The 16,424-nt window shown below is 56.9% G+C and carries 15 protein-coding genes and 1 pseudogene; 10 read left to right on the top strand and 6 right to left on the bottom strand.

Features of this window, described 5'->3' with window-relative positions; translation table 11 throughout:
- The first annotated feature begins 149 nt into the window (after positions 1-149).
- Together ACOI8A_RS28020 and ACOI8A_RS28015 are read left to right on the top strand one after the other, a co-directional pair.
- A complete protein-coding gene (locus tag ACOI8A_RS28020) occupies positions 150-326 on the top strand; it encodes a hypothetical protein (protein WP_420650354.1) in 177 nt (58 codons plus the stop codon).
- A 74-nt stretch (positions 327-400) separates the two neighbouring features.
- Complete coding sequence (locus ACOI8A_RS28015) at positions 401-2,557, top strand: mechanosensitive ion channel domain-containing protein (RefSeq protein ID WP_420650353.1); 2,157 nt, start codon at positions 401-403, stop codon at positions 2,555-2,557.
- A gap of 364 nt (positions 2,558-2,921) precedes the next feature.
- On the opposite strand, the gene ACOI8A_RS28010 is transcribed toward ACOI8A_RS28015, so the two are convergent.
- Positions 2,922-3,635 carry a UTRA domain-containing protein gene (locus ACOI8A_RS28010; protein WP_420650352.1) on the bottom strand — a complete coding sequence of 238 codons (714 nt, stop codon included), beginning with the start codon at positions 3,633-3,635 and terminating at the stop codon, positions 2,922-2,924.
- Between the two features lie 350 nt (positions 3,636-3,985).
- On the opposite strand from ACOI8A_RS28010, the gene ACOI8A_RS28005 reads away from it, so the two are divergent.
- The 6 genes from ACOI8A_RS28005 to ACOI8A_RS27980 all read left to right on the top strand — a co-directional run bounded on the left by ACOI8A_RS28005 (position 3,986) and on the right by ACOI8A_RS27980 (position 9,344).
- The gene (locus ACOI8A_RS28005; protein ID WP_420650351.1) at positions 3,986-5,053 is read left to right on the top strand and encodes an ABC transporter substrate-binding protein; all 1,068 of its coding nucleotides are present in this window, start codon (positions 3,986-3,988) and stop codon (positions 5,051-5,053) included.
- Between the two features lie 181 nt (positions 5,054-5,234).
- Entirely contained in the window at positions 5,235-6,041 is an 807-nt protein-coding gene (locus tag ACOI8A_RS28000) for an alkaline phosphatase family protein (RefSeq protein ID WP_420650350.1), read from the top strand.
- Positions 6,042-6,046: 5 nt separating this feature from the next.
- On the top strand, positions 6,047-6,883 hold the full coding sequence (locus ACOI8A_RS27995) for an ABC transporter permease (protein ID WP_420650454.1): 837 nt from the start codon (positions 6,047-6,049) through the stop codon (positions 6,881-6,883).
- Positions 6,870-7,670 carry an ABC transporter permease gene (locus tag ACOI8A_RS27990; RefSeq protein WP_420650349.1) on the top strand — a complete coding sequence of 267 codons (801 nt, stop codon included), beginning with the start codon at positions 6,870-6,872 and terminating at the stop codon, positions 7,668-7,670. Before ACOI8A_RS27995 ends, ACOI8A_RS27990 begins: the two co-directional genes overlap by 14 nt.
- Positions 7,667-8,656 (top strand): ABC transporter ATP-binding protein, encoded by a 990-nt coding sequence (locus tag ACOI8A_RS27985; RefSeq protein ID WP_420650348.1) that lies wholly within the window; start codon positions 7,667-7,669, stop codon positions 8,654-8,656. The genes ACOI8A_RS27990 and ACOI8A_RS27985 overlap by 4 nt, the downstream gene beginning before the upstream one ends.
- 34 nt (positions 8,657-8,690) lie before the next feature.
- A complete protein-coding gene (locus tag ACOI8A_RS27980) occupies positions 8,691-9,344 on the top strand; it encodes an HAD family hydrolase (RefSeq protein ID WP_420650347.1) in 654 nt (217 codons plus the stop codon).
- A 42-nt stretch (positions 9,345-9,386) separates the two neighbouring features.
- On the opposite strand, the gene ACOI8A_RS27975 is transcribed toward ACOI8A_RS27980, so the two are convergent.
- Positions 9,387-10,349 carry a zinc-binding dehydrogenase gene (locus tag ACOI8A_RS27975; protein ID WP_420650346.1) on the bottom strand — a complete coding sequence of 321 codons (963 nt, stop codon included), beginning with the start codon at positions 10,347-10,349 and terminating at the stop codon, positions 9,387-9,389.
- Between the two features lie 181 nt (positions 10,350-10,530).
- On the opposite strand from ACOI8A_RS27975, the gene ACOI8A_RS27970 reads away from it, so the two are divergent.
- Positions 10,531-12,615, top strand: a complete 2,085-nt coding sequence (locus ACOI8A_RS27970) for a carboxy terminal-processing peptidase (protein ID WP_420650345.1) — start codon at positions 10,531-10,533, stop codon at positions 12,613-12,615.
- A gap of 131 nt (positions 12,616-12,746) precedes the next feature.
- Complete coding sequence (locus ACOI8A_RS27965) at positions 12,747-14,537, top strand: bifunctional diguanylate cyclase/phosphodiesterase (RefSeq protein ID WP_420650344.1); 1,791 nt, start codon at positions 12,747-12,749, stop codon at positions 14,535-14,537.
- 91 nt (positions 14,538-14,628) lie between these two features.
- Here ACOI8A_RS27965 and ACOI8A_RS27960 read toward each other — a convergent pair whose 3' ends face one another.
- The 4 genes and pseudogenes from ACOI8A_RS27960 to ACOI8A_RS27945 all read right to left on the bottom strand — a co-directional run.
- Positions 14,629-15,045 (bottom strand): hypothetical protein, encoded by a 417-nt coding sequence (locus ACOI8A_RS27960; protein ID WP_420650343.1) that lies wholly within the window; start codon positions 15,043-15,045, stop codon positions 14,629-14,631.
- Complete coding sequence (locus ACOI8A_RS27955; protein WP_420650342.1) at positions 15,045-15,284, bottom strand: hypothetical protein; 240 nt, start codon at positions 15,282-15,284, stop codon at positions 15,045-15,047. Before ACOI8A_RS27955 ends, ACOI8A_RS27960 begins: the two co-directional genes overlap by 1 nt.
- Before the next feature lie 213 nt (positions 15,285-15,497).
- Positions 15,498-15,845 carry a hypothetical protein gene (locus ACOI8A_RS27950; RefSeq protein WP_420650341.1) on the bottom strand — a complete coding sequence of 116 codons (348 nt, stop codon included), beginning with the start codon at positions 15,843-15,845 and terminating at the stop codon, positions 15,498-15,500.
- Positions 15,842-16,424 (bottom strand): annotated as a pseudogene (locus ACOI8A_RS27945) (type IV secretion protein Rhs); the annotation flags it as partial. The pseudogene ACOI8A_RS27945 and the gene ACOI8A_RS27950, both read right to left, overlap by 4 nt.

The raw sequence follows: 16,424 nt of genomic DNA, 5'->3' as shown, positions 1-16,424 counted from the left end.
AGCTCAAACGGGTATCAATTTTAATTGTTGGTGCTGGGGCACGCTGCGATCTTTTGATCTTCAAACCGGCTCATTTCTGATACACATCAGCACCGCACTCTGAAATTCCACCTAGACTTAAATCATCCCTTTCGCCAAGGCTGTCGCCAATGATCTCGATGTCTTCCTTCCACGCCATGCTGATTCCGATTCTGTGCGGAATGATTCTGCTGGCGGTCGGTTTCAACTTCCGTGACAAGAACGCCGGCGTGTTTGCCATGTGGATCGGCATGCTGTTGATCCTCGCCACCGTGGTCTACAAGATCCTCGCCAAACTGAACGAATAACCCGCCGCGGCTCGCAATGACCCGGACAGCCTCGTACACTCGCCCGATCCGCCCCTTGCGAGGTTGACCGCCTAGTGTTCGCTCGTCTGTTTGCTCTGCCCTCTGTATTTCTTATCTGCCTGATGACGCTGCTGCCACTGGCGCCCGCCCACGCGGTCGGCCTGCCGGGTATTCTCGGCAGCTCCAGCAAGGCGCAACCGGAAGCGCAGGTGCCACTCGGCCAGTCACTCGATGAAGTGATCAAGTCGCTGGAAAATGACCAGCAACGCGCCAAGCTGCTCACCGATCTGAAGAAACTCCGTGACACGACCAAGAAAGCCCAGGCCACCCCGGAAGAAGGCGTACTGGGCCTGATCGGCGGCACCCTCGCGAGTTTCGAAAAGCAGTTTTCCGGCGCCGACAGCCCGCTCAATCGCTGGTCAGCCGAGTTCGATCTGGCGAAAGCCGAATTCAAAAGCCTAATGCTGCCGGCCAGCGAATGGCTGCCGATCATCTTCGCCTTCGCGGTGATTCTCGCAGTCTGGAGCCTGCTCGCCGCCGCGCTGATCTGGCTCGGGCACCGCGTACGCATGCGCTTCGGCCTGACCGAAGAACTGCCGCAACATCCCAAAGCCCTCGACATGCTGCGCTTCGCCCTGCGCAAACTCGGGCCGTGGCTGATCGCGTTGGTCATCACCGTGTACATGAGCTACGCGCTGCCTTCGTCCTTGGGCAAAAGCCTGGCGATGGTGCTGGCGTATGCCTTGGTGGTCGGCACCTGCTTCTCGGCAATCTGCGTGATCGCCTTCTCCGTCCTCGACGGCCCGCACCGGCACAAGGCGCTGTACATCCTGCGCCACCAGGCGTTCCGTCCGTTATGGCTGATCGGCAGCTTCGCCGCCTTCGGTGAAGCCCTCAGCGACCCGCGCCTGGTAGAAGGCCTCGGCGTGCACCTGGCGCACACCGCCGCGACCATCGCCAATGTCCTCGCGGCACTCTCGACCGGGCTGTTCATCCTGCGCTTCCGCCGCCCGATCGCGCACCTGATCCGCAACCAGCCACTGTCACGGCGCCTGACGCGCCGCGCCCTCAGCGACACCATCGATATCCTCGGCACGTTCTGGTACATCCCGGCACTGGTGCTGGTCGGCATCTCACTGTTTGCGACCTTCGTCTCCGCCGGCGATACCAGCACCGCCCTGCGCCAATCGCTGATCTGCACCGTGTTGCTGGTGCTGTGCATGGTCATCAACGGCCTCGTGCGCCGCCATTCACTCAAACCGCAACGCGGCGTCAAACGCCACGCGCTGTACTCTGAACGCCTGAAAAGCTTCTTCTACACCCTCGCGCATCTGCTGGTGTGGCTGGCGTTCATCGAACTCGGCCTGCGCGTCTGGGGCATGTCGCTGATCGGCTTCACCGAGGGCGAAGGGCATGACGTCAGCGTCAAACTGTTCGGCCTGATCGGCACACTGATCTTCGCGTGGCTGATCTGGATCCTCAGCGACACCGCCGTACACCACGCCCTAACCCGCTCACGCAAAGGCCTGGCCAACGCTCGCGCACAAACGATGATGCCGCTGATCCGCAACGTCCTGTTCGTGGCGATCTTCATCATCGCGTTGATCGTCGCCCTGGCAAACATGGGCATGAACGTCACCCCACTGCTGGCCGGTGCCGGCGTCATCGGCCTGGCCATCGGCTTCGGCGCCCAGTCACTGGTCGCCGACCTGATCACCGGCCTGTTCATCATCATCGAAGACTCCCTGGCCATCGACGACTACGTCGACGTCGGCGGCCACCTCGGCACCGTCGAAGGCCTGACCATCCGCACCGTCCGCCTGCGCGACATCGACGGCATCGTCCACACCATCCCGTTCAGCGAAATCAAAAGCATCAAAAACTACTCACGCGAATTCGGCTACGCCATCTTCCGCGTCGCCGTGCCCTACAACATGGAAATCGACGACGCGATCAAACTGATGCGCGACGTCGGCCAGAAGATGCGCACCGATCCACTGCAACGGCGCAACATCTGGTCGCCGCTGGAGATACAAGGCGTAGAAAGCTTCGAATCCGGCAGCGCAATCCTGCGCGCAAGATTCAAAACCGCGCCAATCAAACAGTGGGAGGTTTCACGGGCATTCAACCTATCGCTAAAACGCCATTTGGATGAAGCCGGCCTGGATCTGGCCACCCCAAGAATGAGCATCCAAGTCATCACCGCAGGCGGAGGCCAAACCAAAGAGTGAAACCACCGCCACCCCGCTCCGCCCTTAACCACTCAACAGGATGAGCGTTAGCTCGGCAGCAGCTCTTGATCTTGATCTTGATCTCGAAGACCCATCGGCAGGCTGAGTGGAGGGATGCATCCGGGGGTGGGCGCGCAGCGCCGTTCGACGAAGTCGAACACATCGAGAGGAGGTGCAGCGCAGCAAACCGGAGGCGATGCCCCCGGATGCATCCCGTAACGAAGGAACCCCGAGCCCCAGCGAGCGGGCCGAACGCCAGGGTAAAAGACCTTTGGTTACTTTGGGGCGTTTGCCAAAGTGACCCGCCGTAAGGGCGGAACCGTAATCCGCAACACCCGTAATACCGGATATTCACCCAAAACAATCACACGACATCGACGCCCACATGAATCGCATCATGCCGCCAAAACTCCAAATCACAGTCAATAAGCCGCTCATGCTGATCATAATTAACCCGAGCAATCCGCAACCCCGGGCTCCCCACCGAAACCCGTAAAGCCGCCGCCGCATCCACCGACAACGCCGTCGGCACAATCTCGAAACGCACCCGCCCATAGTGCAAATCGTAATGCCGCGCATACAACTCGGTAATCGACTGATTCAAATCAAACTGCAAAATCCCCGGAAAAAACTGCGGATTCAAATAATGCTCCACATACAACACCAGCCGCCCATCAATCCGCCGCGACCGGCAAATCTGAATCACGCTCGACAACGCCGGCAGTTGCAGCCACGCACACACTGCCGCCGACGCCGGTAGCAGCCGCGCCGAAATCACCTCGGTCGAAGGCACCCGCCCCTGCGCACTGACCATCGCGTGAAAGTGGCTGCGCTGCATCAAGTTGTAAGCCAGACGCGGCGGCGAAACAAACCAGCCACGGCGCTCCTCGCGGTAAATCTGACCCTGAGCCTCTAGCTGCAACAACGCCTCGCGCACAGTAATCCGCGTCGTGCCGAACAACTCGCTGAGCTTGCGCTCGGCCGGCAACTTGCTGCCCGCCGCCAACAGACCGTGGTCCAGTTGCTCCTGGAGAATCTGGCCAATGGCTGTCACCGCTTTGGTTGCCTCATCGCGCATCAACGTTACCTATCTGGACTAGACCAGCACTGTTTCGGGGCAAAACAGACCGGCCGTCAAGCCGTTCGGATTGTGTTGCAAGCCTAGGCAGTGCAGATGACCGAGAGATGACAAAACTACCCAACGGTCGTCTTCATGACTTGCAATACATCGGCCAAGTCCCTTGCCGGCCGGGGCTTCGAGCATGGTCTACGCTTACCGGGCACCCGCCAATTGCGGGCAAATAACAGACTCGCCTGACGATGACCGACATCAAATTGTCATCCAGCCACCTTAGATTGGCTCAGGTATTGCTGACCTAGACCAACAACCGCAATCGCAGCGTTGAACACGACCCAAGGAGCTTCGGAATGAAACAGCTTTTCCTGGCATCACTGTTAGGCTCGACCATCGCAATGTGCACCGCCGCCATGGCGGCCGACACCGATCTCAAGACCCTCGAAGCCGCTGCGAAAGCGGAAGGCGCCGTCAACAGCGTCGGCATGCCCGATGACTGGGCCAACTGGAAAGGCACCTGGGAAGACCTGGCCAAAAAGTACGGCCTGAAACACATCGACACCGACATGAGTTCGGCTCAGGAAATCGCCAAATTCGCCGCTGAAAAAGACAACGCCTCCGCCGACATCGGCGACGTAGGTGCGGCATTCGGCCCGATCGCGGTCAAGCAAGGCGTAGTGCAACCGTACAAGCCAAGCACCTGGGAACAGATCCCAGCCTGGGCCAAGGACACCGACGGCAACTGGGCACTGGCCTACACCGGCACCATCGCATTCATCGTCAACAAGAAGCTGCTGCACGGTTCCGAAGTACCTACCAAATGGGCTGACCTCAAGGGCGGCAAATACAAAGTCTCGATCGGTGACGTGAGCACCGCCGCGCAAGCTGCCAACGGCGTTCTGGCCGCAGCATTGGCCAACGGTGGCGACGAGAAAAACATCCAGCCGGCCTTGCTGCTGTTCGCAGATATCGCCAAACAGGGTCGCTTGTCGATGGCCAACCCGACCATCGCCACCATGGAAAAAGGCGAAATCGAAGTCGGCGTGGTCTGGGATTTCAACGGTCTGAGCTACAAGGCCAAGATGGCCAATCCGGACGACTACGTAGTGCTGATCCCGTCCGATGGCTCGGTGATTTCCGGCTACACCACCATCATCAACAAATACGCGAAGAACCCTAACGCCGCCAAGCTGACCCGCGAATACATCTTCAGCGACGCCGGCCAGACCAACCTCGCTCGCGGCAACGCGCGTCCGATCCGCGCCGAGCACCTGCAATTGCCGGAAGACGTGAAAGCCAAGCTGCTGCCTAACGAGCAGTACAAAAAGGTCACGCCGATCAAAGACGCCGATGCGTGGGAAAAAACTTCCAAGGCCCTGCCGCAGAAGTGGAACGAAGAAGTCATCGTAGAGATGAAGTAATCCTGTAGATCCACATTGGGTCTGACGCAAAACCCTGTGGGAGCGGGCTTGCCCGCGATGGCGATTTCACATTCAACACATGCGTTGAATGACATACCGCCTTCGCTGGCAAGCCAGCTCCCACAGGGTCCGTGTCGATTTCGAGTTTTCCGGTTTATTGTTTCGCGGAGTTTTCGCCCCTATGAAGCACAACGTCATCCTGGTCGTGCTCGATGGCCTCAACTACGAGGTCGCGCGTCACGCCATGGGGCATCTGCAGGCTTATGTCGGCGCAGGACGCGCAGCGCTCTACCAACTGGAGTGCGAACTGCCGGCGCTGTCCCGACCGCTTTACGAATGCATCCTCACCGGCGTGCCGCCCATCGACAGCGGCATCGTCCACAACAATGTCTCGCGCCTGTCCAACCAGCGCAGCATCTATCACTACGCCACGGATGCCGGCCTGAAAACCGCCGCTGCTGCCTATCACTGGGTTAGCGAGCTGTACAACCGTTCGCCGTTCGTGGCCGCTCGAGATCGTCACACCGATGATCCGTCATTGCGGATCCAGCACGGTCATTTTTACTGGAACGATCACTACCCGGATTCGCACCTGTTCGCCGACGCCGAAAGCCTGCGTCTGCGCCACGCGCCGAATTTCCTGCTGATCCATCCGATGAACATCGACGACGCCGGGCACAAGCACGGTCTCGATTCCTCGCAATACCGCAACAGTGCGCGCAGCGCCGACATCATCCTCGCCGACTACCTGCAAAGCTGGCTCGACATTGGTTATCAGGTGCTGGTGACCGCCGACCATGGCATGAACAACGACCGCTCGCACAACGGCCTGCTGCCGGAAGAACGTCAGGTGCCGCTGTTTGTGTTTGGCGATGCCTTCAGCCTTAATCCGGATGCCGCCCCGAAGCAGACCGACATCTGCGGCACGGTCTGCGAACTGCTCGGCGTACCCCACGACAAACCTGTGTGCCGGGAGCTGCTCAAGTGAACTCGATGATGCGCGGTAAATGGGTCGCCGCCCTATGCCTGGTGCCCTTCGCACTGTTCTTCATCGTGTTCGAAATCGCCCCGCTGGTATGGGTGATGATCAACAGCCTGCAATCAGAAGAATTCGGTTGGGGCGTGGCCAATTTCAGCAAGATCTTCAATTCGAAGTTTTACCGGCAGGCGATTCAGCACAGCCTCGAGATCAGTTTCTGGTCGAGCGTATTCGGCATTCTCATCGCGGTGCTTGGTGCGTATTCCTTGCGCCGGGTCGACTCGAGACTGCGCAACTTCGTCAACGCTTTCGCCAATATGACCAGCAACTTCGCCGGCGTGCCTTTGGCCTTCGCCTTCATCATCCTGCTTGGTTTCAATGGCAGCTTCACCATCATGCTCAAGCAGGCCGGGATCATTCAGGACTTTAACCTGTACTCGAAAACCGGGCTGATCATTCTCTACACCTACTTCCAGATTCCGCTCGGCGTGCTGCTGCTCTATCCGGCGTTCGATGCATTGCGCGAAGACTGGCGCGAATCCGCCGCGCTGCTTGGTGCAAATGGCTGGCAGTTCTGGCGGCACATCGGTTTGCCGGTGCTGACCCCGGCGCTGCTCGGCACTTTCGTGATCCTGCTGGCCAATGCCCTCGGTGCTTACGCCACGGTGTACGCGCTGACCACCGGCAACTTCAACGTGCTGCCGATTCGAATTGCGGCGATGGTTTCCGGGGATATTTCCCTCGACCCAAACATGGCCAGTGCGCTGGCCGTGGTGCTGGTGGCACTGATGACCGTGGTCACCGTCGTGCATCAACTGCTGCTGAAGAGGAGCTACCATGTCTCGCGCTGAATCCGGCCCGGCCGGCGTCTACCACCGCGTCGTGGTCTACCTGCTATTCGCCATCCTGCTGTTGCCGCTGGTCGGTACGCTGGTTTACTCGATCGCCAGCAGTTGGTCGGCGACCATTCTGCCTAGCGGCTTCACCTTCAAGTGGTACATCCAGTTGTGGAGCGATCCGCGTTTTCTGCACGCCTTTGGCCAGTCGTTGCTGGTGTGCGTGGGTGCGCTGATCCTGTCGGTGGTGCTGATTCTGCCACTGCTGTTTGTGGTGCATTACCACTTCCCGAAACTTGATGCGTTGATGAACATCCTGATCCTGTTGCCGTTCGCGGTGCCGCCGGTGGTGTCGTCAGTCGGGCTGTTGCAGCTCTATGGCTCGGGGCCGATGGCGATGGTCGGCACGCCGTGGATTCTGATCGGTTGCTACTTCACCGTGGCGCTGCCGTTCATGTACCGGGCGATCACCAACAACCTGCAAGCCACCAACCTGCGTGACCTGATGGACGCCGCCCAACTGCTCGGCGCCAGCACCTTTCAAGCGGCGTATCTGGTGGTGCTGCCGAATCTGCGCAAAGGCTTGATGGTCGCGCTGCTGCTGTCGTTCTCGTTCCTGTTCGGTGAGTTCGTGTTCGCCAACATTCTGGTCGGCACCCGCTACGAGACCTTGCAGGTCTACCTCAACAACATGCGCAACAGCAGCGGCCACTTCACCAGTGCGCTGGTGATTTCCTATTTCTTTTTCGTGCTGGTCCTGACCTGGGTCGCCAACATCTTGAACAAGGACAAAAGCGAATGAGCTATGTCAGCGTCCAACATCTGCAAAAAAATTACGCGGGTACAACCGTATTCAGCGACATCAATTGCGAAATCCACAAGGGCGAGTTCGTCACCCTGCTCGGCCCCTCGGGTTGCGGTAAATCCACCCTGTTGCGCTGCATTGCCGGGCTGACGCCAGTGGATGGCGGCCAGATCCTGCTCGATGGCGTCGACATCGTTCCACTGACCCCGCAGAAACGTGGGATTGGCATGGTGTTTCAAAGTTACGCGCTGTTCCCCAATATGACCGTCGAGCAGAACGTCGCCTTCGGTTTGCGCATGCAGAAAGTCAACGCCGACGACAGCCACAAGCGTGTCGCCGAAGTGTTGAAACTGGTTGAACTCAACGACTTCGCCGCGCGTTATCCGCATCAACTGTCGGGCGGCCAGTGCCAGCGCGTGGCCCTCGCCCGCTCGCTGGTAACCCGACCACGCTTGTTGCTGCTGGATGAACCGCTGTCGGCCCTCGATGCGCGAATTCGCAAACACCTGCGTGAACAGATCCGTCAGATTCAGCGCGAACTTGGCCTGACCACAATCTTTGTCACACACGATCAGGAAGAAGCGCTGACCATGTCTGACCGGATTTTCCTGATGAATCAGGGAAAGATCGTACAGAGCGGCGACGCGGAAACCCTCTACACCGCGCCGGTGGATGCATTCGCCGCTGGCTTCATTGGCAATTACAACCTGCTGGACGCCGACGCTGCTTCGAAGCTGTTGCAGCGGCCGATCAACCATCGCATCGCGATTCGCCCGGAAGCCATCGAGCTGAGTCTGAACGGTGAACTCGATGCACAGATCCGCAGCCACAGTCTGTTGGGCAACGTGATTCGTTATCGGATCGAAGCGCGTGGCGTGGAACTGGTGGTCGATGTGCTCAACCGCTCGGCGGCGGATCTGCACCCCGACGGTCAGCGTCTGGCACTTTCCATCGATCCGACGGCCCTGTGTGAGGTAGCCTGATGACTTTGCTGATACTCAAGAGGGAACTGCACTGATGGCTCTGGCAATTTTTGATCTGGACGACACCCTGATCCACGGCGACTGCGCCACCCTCTGGAGTGAACAGATGGGGCGGCTGGGCTGGGTCGATCCGGAATCGTTCATGCGCAGGAACAACGAGCTGATGGACGCCTACAGCAAAGGGCAATTGCGCATGGAAGGCTTCATGGACTTCAGCCTCGAGCCACTGATCGGGCGAACCCCGGAAGAAGTCGCACATTTGGTAGGGCCGTGGGTGGAAGACTTCATCGAACCGATCATCTACAGCGACGCGACCAAAACCATCGCCGCCCACCGCAAGGCCGGCGACCGTGTTCTGGTGATCTCGGCGTCGGGTACGCACCTGGTCAAACCGATCGCCGAACGACTGGGCATTGATGAAGTGCTGGGGATCGAACTGGAAATCGCGCACGGCGTGTACAGCGGCCACACCGTCGGGACGCTGACCTACCGCGAAGGCAAGATCACCCGATTGCTGGAATGGCTGGACGCCGAGGAAGAGAATCTGGAGGGCGCGAGTTTTTATTCCGACTCACGCAACGACTTGCCGCTGCTGCTGAAGGTGGATTTCCCGCATGTGGTCAATCCGGATCCGGTGCTGCTCGAGCACGCCGAACAATCCGGCTGGCCAATCCATCTCTGGAAGTAAGCAAAAAGCCTGTGGGAGCAGTCTCCCACAGGCTTTTGTTTGTTAGCTCAGGCTTTCGTCAATCACCAACACCAACTTGCCCGCCACCTTATTGCTCGCCAACTCGGCAAATGCCGCCTCGGCATCCTTGACCGGGAACGCCTTGGCCAATTGTGGCTTCAACCGCCCCTCGGCAAACAACGGCCACACATGCTGGCCGAGATCACTGAGCAGATCTGCCTTGAACTGATCGTCACGACTGCGCAACGTCGAACCGAGCAACTGCACGCGCTTGGCCAATACTTGCGCCAGATCGAGCTTGGCCTCACGGCCTCCCATCAAACCGATGAGTACCCAGCGGCCATCCTGCGCCAGCAGCTTGAGGTTAAGCGCCGAATAGTTGCCGCCGACCGGATCCAGAATCACATCGAACGGCCCCAAATCCCGCAGGCTTTCCAGATCGTCGGTCCGCAACACCCCGCCCTGCGCGCCCAACGTTTCGCAGTACGCCAAACGCTCAGTCGAACCAACGCTGACCCAGCACGGGTTGCCGAACGCCTTGCACAGCTGGATGGCGGCTGAACCGATTCCACTGGCTCCGGCGTGCAAGAGAACCTTCTCACCCGGTTTGAGCGCAGCGAGTTGAAACACATTCAGCCAGACAGTGGCGTACACCTCGGGCAACGCGGCGGCTTCGATCAACGAAACGCCATCCGGGACCGGCAGCACGTGCCGTCCGTCGACGACCACTTCTTCGGCCATGCCGCCCCCGGCCAGCAAGGCGCAAACCCGATCGCCTACCTGCCAGGAGGACCCTGCTCCGACCTCGATGATTACCCCTGAACACTCAAGACCGAGCACCTTGCTGGCCCCAGGCGGAGGCGGATAAAGCCCGGCCTTCTGTAATAAATCGGCGCGATTGAGGCCAGCTGCCGCCACCCGAATGCGAACTTGTCCTACATCGCAAGTAGGACTCGGCTCTTCATCCCATGTCACTTGACCTTCAACGCCTTGCAATGCCTTCACAGTGCCTCCATAGTGAGTCTGGACTGAGCCCGTAGCTGTAGCGTCGGGCTTTTTGCATTATGCGACCGGCCCCGGGGTCTGAACGAAAGCTGAACACTTGTTTTCGTACAGAGCGTGGAGGTACCGGCGACTTCAAAGACGGCCTAATATGCGTTATCAATTGTCCCCGCGTCGAATCAGCATGAAGCATTTGCTCCCAAGCACCGCCCTCGCTCTTATTCTCGGTATCGGCCTGTTGCCGATGTCGGGCAATACATTCGCAGCCAACAGCTGGGACAAATTGCAGCCTGATCGCGATGAAGTGATCGCCAGTCTGAATGTCGTCGAGTTGCTCAAGCGTCACCACTACAGCAAGCCGCCACTCGACGATGCGCGCTCGGTGATCATCTACGACAGCTACATCAAGCTGCTGGATCCGTCGCGCAGCTATTTCATGGCCAGCGACATCGCCGAATTCGACAAGTGGAAGACTCAGTTCGACGACTTCCTAAAAAGCGGCGACCTCAATGCCGGGTTCACCATCTACAAGCGCTACCTGGACCGCGTCAAAGCGCGTCTGGACTTCGCCCTTGCAGAGCTGAACAAAGGCGTCGACAAGATGGACTTCACCACCAAGGAGACCTTGCTGATCGATCGCAAGGACGCCCCTTGGCTCAAATCCACCGCTGATCTCGACGACCTGTGGCGCAAACGTGTCAAGGACGAAGTGCTGCGGATGAAGATTGCCGGCAAAGAGCCGAAGCAGATCCAGGAAACCCTGACCAAGCGCTACAAGAACCAATTGTCGCGTCTGGATCAGACTCGTCCGGAAGACATCTTCCAGGCATACATCAACACCTTCGCCATGTCCTACGATCCGCACACCAACTATCTGTCGCCGGATAACGCGGAAAACTTCGACATCAACATGAGCCTGTCCCTTGAGGGCATCGGCGCCGTGTTGCAGAGCGATAACGATCAAGTGAAAGTCGTGCGTCTGGTACCGGCAGGCCCGGCCGACAAGACCAAGCAGGTTGCCCCGGCAGACAAGATCATCGGCGTTGCCCAAGGCAACAAAGAGATGGTCGACGTGGTCGGCTGGCGTCTGGACGAAGTGGTCAAGCTGATCCGTGGCCCGAAAGGCACCATTGTGCGTCTGGAAGTCATCCCGGCGAGCAATGCGCCGAACGACCAGACCACCAAGATCGTGCCGATCACTCGCGAAGCGGTGAAGCTTGAAGACCAGGCCGTGAAGAAATCCGTGCTGAACCTGAAACAGGACGGCAAGGACTACAAACTCGGTGTGATCGAAATTCCAGCCTTCTACCTCGACTTCAAGGCATTCCGTGCAGGCGATCCGGACTACAAAAGCACCACGCGCGACGTCAAGAAACTGCTGACCGAGCTGCAGAAAGAGAAAGTCGACGGCGTGGTCATCGACTTGCGCAACAACGGCGGCGGTTCCCTGCAAGAGGCCACCGAGCTGACCAGTCTGTTCATCGATAAAGGCCCGACCGTGCTCGTGCGTAATGCCGACGGCCGCGTCGATGTGCTCGAAGATGAAAACCCGGGCGCGTTCTACAAAGGCCCGATGGCGTTGCTGGTCAACCGCCTGTCCGCCTCGGCTTCGGAGATTTTTGCCGGCGCCATGCAGGACTACCACCGCGCGCTGATCATCGGTGGCCAGACCTTCGGTAAAGGCACCGTGCAGACCATTCAGCCGCTGAACCATGGCGAGCTGAAACTGACTCTGGCCAAGTTCTACCGGGTTTCCGGTCAGAGCACCCAGCATCAGGGCGTACTGCCGGACATCGATTACCCGTCGATCATCGACACCAAGGAAATCGGTGAAAGCGCACTGCCTGAAGCCATGCCGTGGGACACCATCAAAGCGGCAATCAAGCCTGCGGTTGACCCGTTCAAACCGTACATCGCGCAGCTCAAGTCCGAACACGATGTGCGTTCGGGCAAAGACGCGGAATTCGTGTTCATCCGCGACAAGCTGGCCTTGGCCCAGAAACTGATGGAAGAAAAAACCGTCAGCCTCAACGAAGCCGACCGTCGTGCCCAGCACGCCGACATCGACGCCAAACAACTGACGATGGAGAACCTCCGTCGCAAGGCCAAAGGCGAAGAACCGCTCAAAGAGCTGAAGAAAGAAGACGAGGATGCCTTGGCGGCAGCCGAGCAGGACAAGGTCAAACCAGAAGACGATGCTTATCTGAGCGAGACCGGGCGCGTACTGCTGGATTACCTGAAACTGAGCAATCAGGTGGCCAAGAAATAAGGTGATGGCAATTTAGTGCTGGCGAACCACGGATCGTCATCAAACAGTCATCAATCTGTCGTGCAATAAGGGACTGGGAGCAACTCTGAACAAGAGCGCTCCCAGTCCTTTTTTTATCGCCAGAGATTGCCATGACCACGACTGAACAACTGAGTGCCTTGAGCTCGATCCTGACTCAAAGCGGCTTGCACAGTCTGTTTCAGCCGATCATCTGCCTCTCCGAGCGACGCATTCTTGGTTACGAAGCGCTGACTCGCGGCCCTTCCAACAGTCCTTTGCACTCGCCGATCGCGTTGTTCGCCGTGGCGCGACAGGCCGGGCGGCTCAGTGAACTGGAAATTGCCTGCCGCCAGAGCGCTTGCCGACGCTTTAACGAACAGCAACTGCCGGGCAAGCTGTTTCTCAACGTCTCCCCCGAATCCTTGCTCGAAGCCGCGCATCAGCCAGGGCGCACGCTGCAACTGCTGCAGGACTTTGGCATTCCGCCGAGTCAGGTGGTAATCGAGTTGACCGAGCAAACGCCAACCGACGATTTCCAGTTGCTGCAAACTGCGCTGCATCACTATCGGGCGATGGGTTTCTCCATCGCGCTGGATGATCTCGGCGCCGGATATTCCAGCCTGCGCCTATGGTCGGAACTGCGCCCGGATTACGTGAAGATCGACCGGCACTTCATCGACGGCATCCATCAGGATGCGCTCAAACGCGAATTCGTCGGCTCGATCCTGCAGATCGCCAAAGCCTCACGGGCGCAAGTCATCGCGGAAGGCATCGAGCTGCCAGAAGAACTCGCCGTGCTGACCGAAATGGGTGTCGACCTGGTGCAAGGCTACCTGCTCGGCCGCCCCCAGGAACACCCACCGCGCGATGCCCGTGCCCTGATGCCCAAACATGAAAGCACTAGCGTTGCTCTCACCGACGAAGGCAGCGACCTCAGCGCCCTGCTCAACGAACAACCCGCCGTCGGCCGCGACACCCCGACCGCCACCGTCCTCGAAGCCTTCCGCCGCCAGGCCAACCTCAACTCGCTGGCAGTGCTCGACGAACAAGGCCAACCGTGCGGCATCGTCCATCGCCATTCACTTTCGGATGTACTGCTCAAGCCGTTTGCCACCGACCTGTTCGCGCGCAAACCGATCAGCCGCCTGATGAACGACGACTTCCTCGCCGTAGAAATGAGCCAGTCGCTGCAACAAGTCAGCCGCCTGATCACCAGCCGCGCCCGGCAACGCATCGAAGAAGACTTCATCATCACCCTCAACGGGGGTTATCTCGGCCTCGGACGGGTGATCGACGTGCTCAAACTGATCACCGAACTGAAAATCCAACAGGCGCGGTATGCCAATCCACTGACACTGCTGCCGGGTAACGTGCCGATTCAGCAATGCCTGACGCGGTTGCTACAACAGGGGCGCGAGTCGATTATCTGTTACGTGGATATTGATAGCTTCAAACCCTTTAACGATATTTATGGTTATGGGCGTGGGGATGAGGTGTTGTTGTGCTTGGCGCAATGTTTGAACGAACGCGTCGACCCCTCTCGCGATTTTGTCGGGCACATCGGCGGCGATGACTTCCTGCTTGTCCTCGGGCCCGAAGACTGGCGTAAACGTCTCAACCAACTGCTCGACGACTTTCAAAGTCAATGCCGACGGTTTTACCGGCCTGAACATCTTGAGGCTGGGTGTTTTATTGCGCCGAATCGTCAGGGGGTGCGGCAGGAATTTCCGTTGCTTTCGCTGTCGATTGGCGTGGTGCATTTGCATCCAGAAGCTTGCGCGGAACTGGATGCGAGTTTGCTGGCGGAAATGGCTTCGCAGGCGAAGCATCATGCGAAGAATATTCCGGGGTATAGCGTGCATGTCATTGAGAGCCTGTTTGCGCAGGCGCCAGTAGAAGCAATTACACTCGGACATCGGTGATTCGACACAACTAAATCTCATACAACCAGCATCTTTACTTCATGAGTACCCACAAAAAAACTGCATAAACGTAGATAGCACCAAGTCATCCCTAGCAAGTTGATAAATCTTCTTGACTGGCTTTGTAAAGCTCATCCTTCCATGCCCCGGATAACTGATAATACATATTTTCGAAAAACGCCTTTGGATCACTCATTTCATCCCAGCCATCTGGTAGCAAGGAGTGAGAGAATGGATCATGCTCCAGCACCTCTTGAAAGACATCGCCATTATCTTCAAGCGCCTCACCCAACACAGCAAACAAAACGAATTTATGCCGATAGCTCAGTTTCGAAAACCGCTTGATTACGTATCTGGATATTAAGATACTTCTGTCTGATGGATCCTCAGGATCGTACGCAGCCAGCGCCTCTCCCAAGCTCTCCTCGCGATCATATATATCAAACCCACCAAGAAAGTGAGATAACCTCGGGCAATAAGGAATATCAAGATAAGGATGCATCAACATTATGCTTTCTCTATAGGATATAGAGCCCAAGGCTTCAGCGTCTCGAAATCGAACCTCATTTCAAAACCATACATTTCAGAGATGTAGCGTGGATCAGATGGATCTGCAGGATTTGGTTCATATCCTTCACCTATATTTTCAGTCTCCATTCTCACTACCAAATTTCCCATACTATCTTCTCCAGTGAAGCGGGGCATTTTCCTGGACTCTCTTGTCATCGCCTCGTTATATGTATTCATCTGTGCTCTGTGACTCAAAAATCGAGAACTATGAACCCCCCGATACTTTCCAGGCTTAACAGAATTCGCATCAGCATTTTGCAAAATAACTTCATTACCGACTTGGACTCCGGCCCCACACCGAGGACTAACAAACGACAAAACCAACCGAAAAAAATCTTTAACCACAAGCTGCCCCTAACCAAAAAACCCAACCAACTTCACAACATTTCATTAAGCTTCACGACTATATCTTGAAAGGCATTCTAAAAGCACGGTCATAAACTGCTCTCTGTCTTCGACCTCGTCATCAAAGTAGGTTGTCATCCTTCCAAAAACCCGTTCAAAATCGTCGCCTTCATTTAAAAAATACCTAACAGTATCGATCAATAATCCCCTCTCACTTGTTGTGTAATCAAAAAACTCAGCGCGCAAAAAATCGTCAAACAACTCAGCAAGCTCTACCCGACTATTCACATCCTTTGAAACTATCAATCGCTCTCTATCATCATTTGTTGTATTTTCAATATCAAAAACAAAAAGTAAATTTTTAATATCTACGATCTTATATAATTCTTTCATTGATCAAACTCCGCATAAGCTGTCCTAACACGCTGCTGCGGCGTAAGAATCACCACAGCCTTAGATTGCCTGCCATATTCAAGACCATCCCTCTTATATCCCTCACCAATAATCTTACCCATATCAATAGGCCTCTTGGAAATTTGCAAATTCGTATATTTAAAAATCAATTGCGCTCTATAAATCGCATTCAACTGATCCCTATGACTCAAAAAGTGTGTTGCCGCAGATGGAATTTTTGGCTCCCCATCCTTTCTACCACCAATATATCTCTCTATTTCACCCGTGGTGGGATTTCTTGCTGAATTCAACCTTTCAAGCTGAGATCCCAAAGTAGTTTGAGCACCATGTTTTTCCAAAAAATGCTCTCCATTATCTGCATCTTCCATTTCATATAAACGCCGATAGGCATTCTCCTCTGCCAACTCATCAATCCGCGCCCGCCGCTCTTGCGCGGTCATCTTTGGTAGCGGTGGCTCCCCTTCCTTAAGGACCGAGCCAGTTGCCCCATGTTTCACTGGTCGACACGATTGTTTCGGCGGCGGACAGTTGGAGCTTAGCCCCAACGGATCCACCCAC

The organism is Pseudomonas sp. P4795 (genome assembly GCF_048822895.1).
Lineage (GTDB): Bacteria > Pseudomonadota > Gammaproteobacteria > Pseudomonadales > Pseudomonadaceae > Aquipseudomonas.
This window is presented reverse-complemented; position numbering and strand designations above follow the sequence as displayed.

Coding starts and splice junctions, on each gene's coding strand:
- ACOI8A_RS28020 (WP_420650354.1), top strand. CDS start 150: ATGATCTCGATGTCTTCCTTCCACGCCATGCTGATTCCGATTCTGTGC.
- ACOI8A_RS28010 (WP_420650352.1), bottom strand. CDS start 3,635: ATGCGCGATGAGGCAACCAAAGCGGTGACAGCCATTGGCCAGATTCTC.
- ACOI8A_RS28005 (WP_420650351.1), top strand. CDS start 3,986: ATGAAACAGCTTTTCCTGGCATCACTGTTAGGCTCGACCATCGCAATG.
- ACOI8A_RS28000 (WP_420650350.1), top strand. CDS start 5,235: ATGAAGCACAACGTCATCCTGGTCGTGCTCGATGGCCTCAACTACGAG.
- ACOI8A_RS27995 (WP_420650454.1), top strand. CDS start 6,047: ATGATGCGCGGTAAATGGGTCGCCGCCCTATGCCTGGTGCCCTTCGCA.
- ACOI8A_RS27990 (WP_420650349.1), top strand. CDS start 6,870: ATGTCTCGCGCTGAATCCGGCCCGGCCGGCGTCTACCACCGCGTCGTG.
- ACOI8A_RS27985 (WP_420650348.1), top strand. CDS start 7,667: ATGAGCTATGTCAGCGTCCAACATCTGCAAAAAAATTACGCGGGTACA.
- ACOI8A_RS27980 (WP_420650347.1), top strand. CDS start 8,691: ATGGCTCTGGCAATTTTTGATCTGGACGACACCCTGATCCACGGCGAC.
- ACOI8A_RS27970 (WP_420650345.1), top strand. CDS start 10,531: ATGAAGCATTTGCTCCCAAGCACCGCCCTCGCTCTTATTCTCGGTATC.
- ACOI8A_RS27965 (WP_420650344.1), top strand. CDS start 12,747: ATGACCACGACTGAACAACTGAGTGCCTTGAGCTCGATCCTGACTCAA.
- ACOI8A_RS27960 (WP_420650343.1), bottom strand. CDS start 15,045: ATGTTGATGCATCCTTATCTTGATATTCCTTATTGCCCGAGGTTATCT.
- ACOI8A_RS27955 (WP_420650342.1), bottom strand. CDS start 15,284: ATGAATACATATAACGAGGCGATGACAAGAGAGTCCAGGAAAATGCCC.
- ACOI8A_RS27950 (WP_420650341.1), bottom strand. CDS start 15,845: ATGAAAGAATTATATAAGATCGTAGATATTAAAAATTTACTTTTTGTT.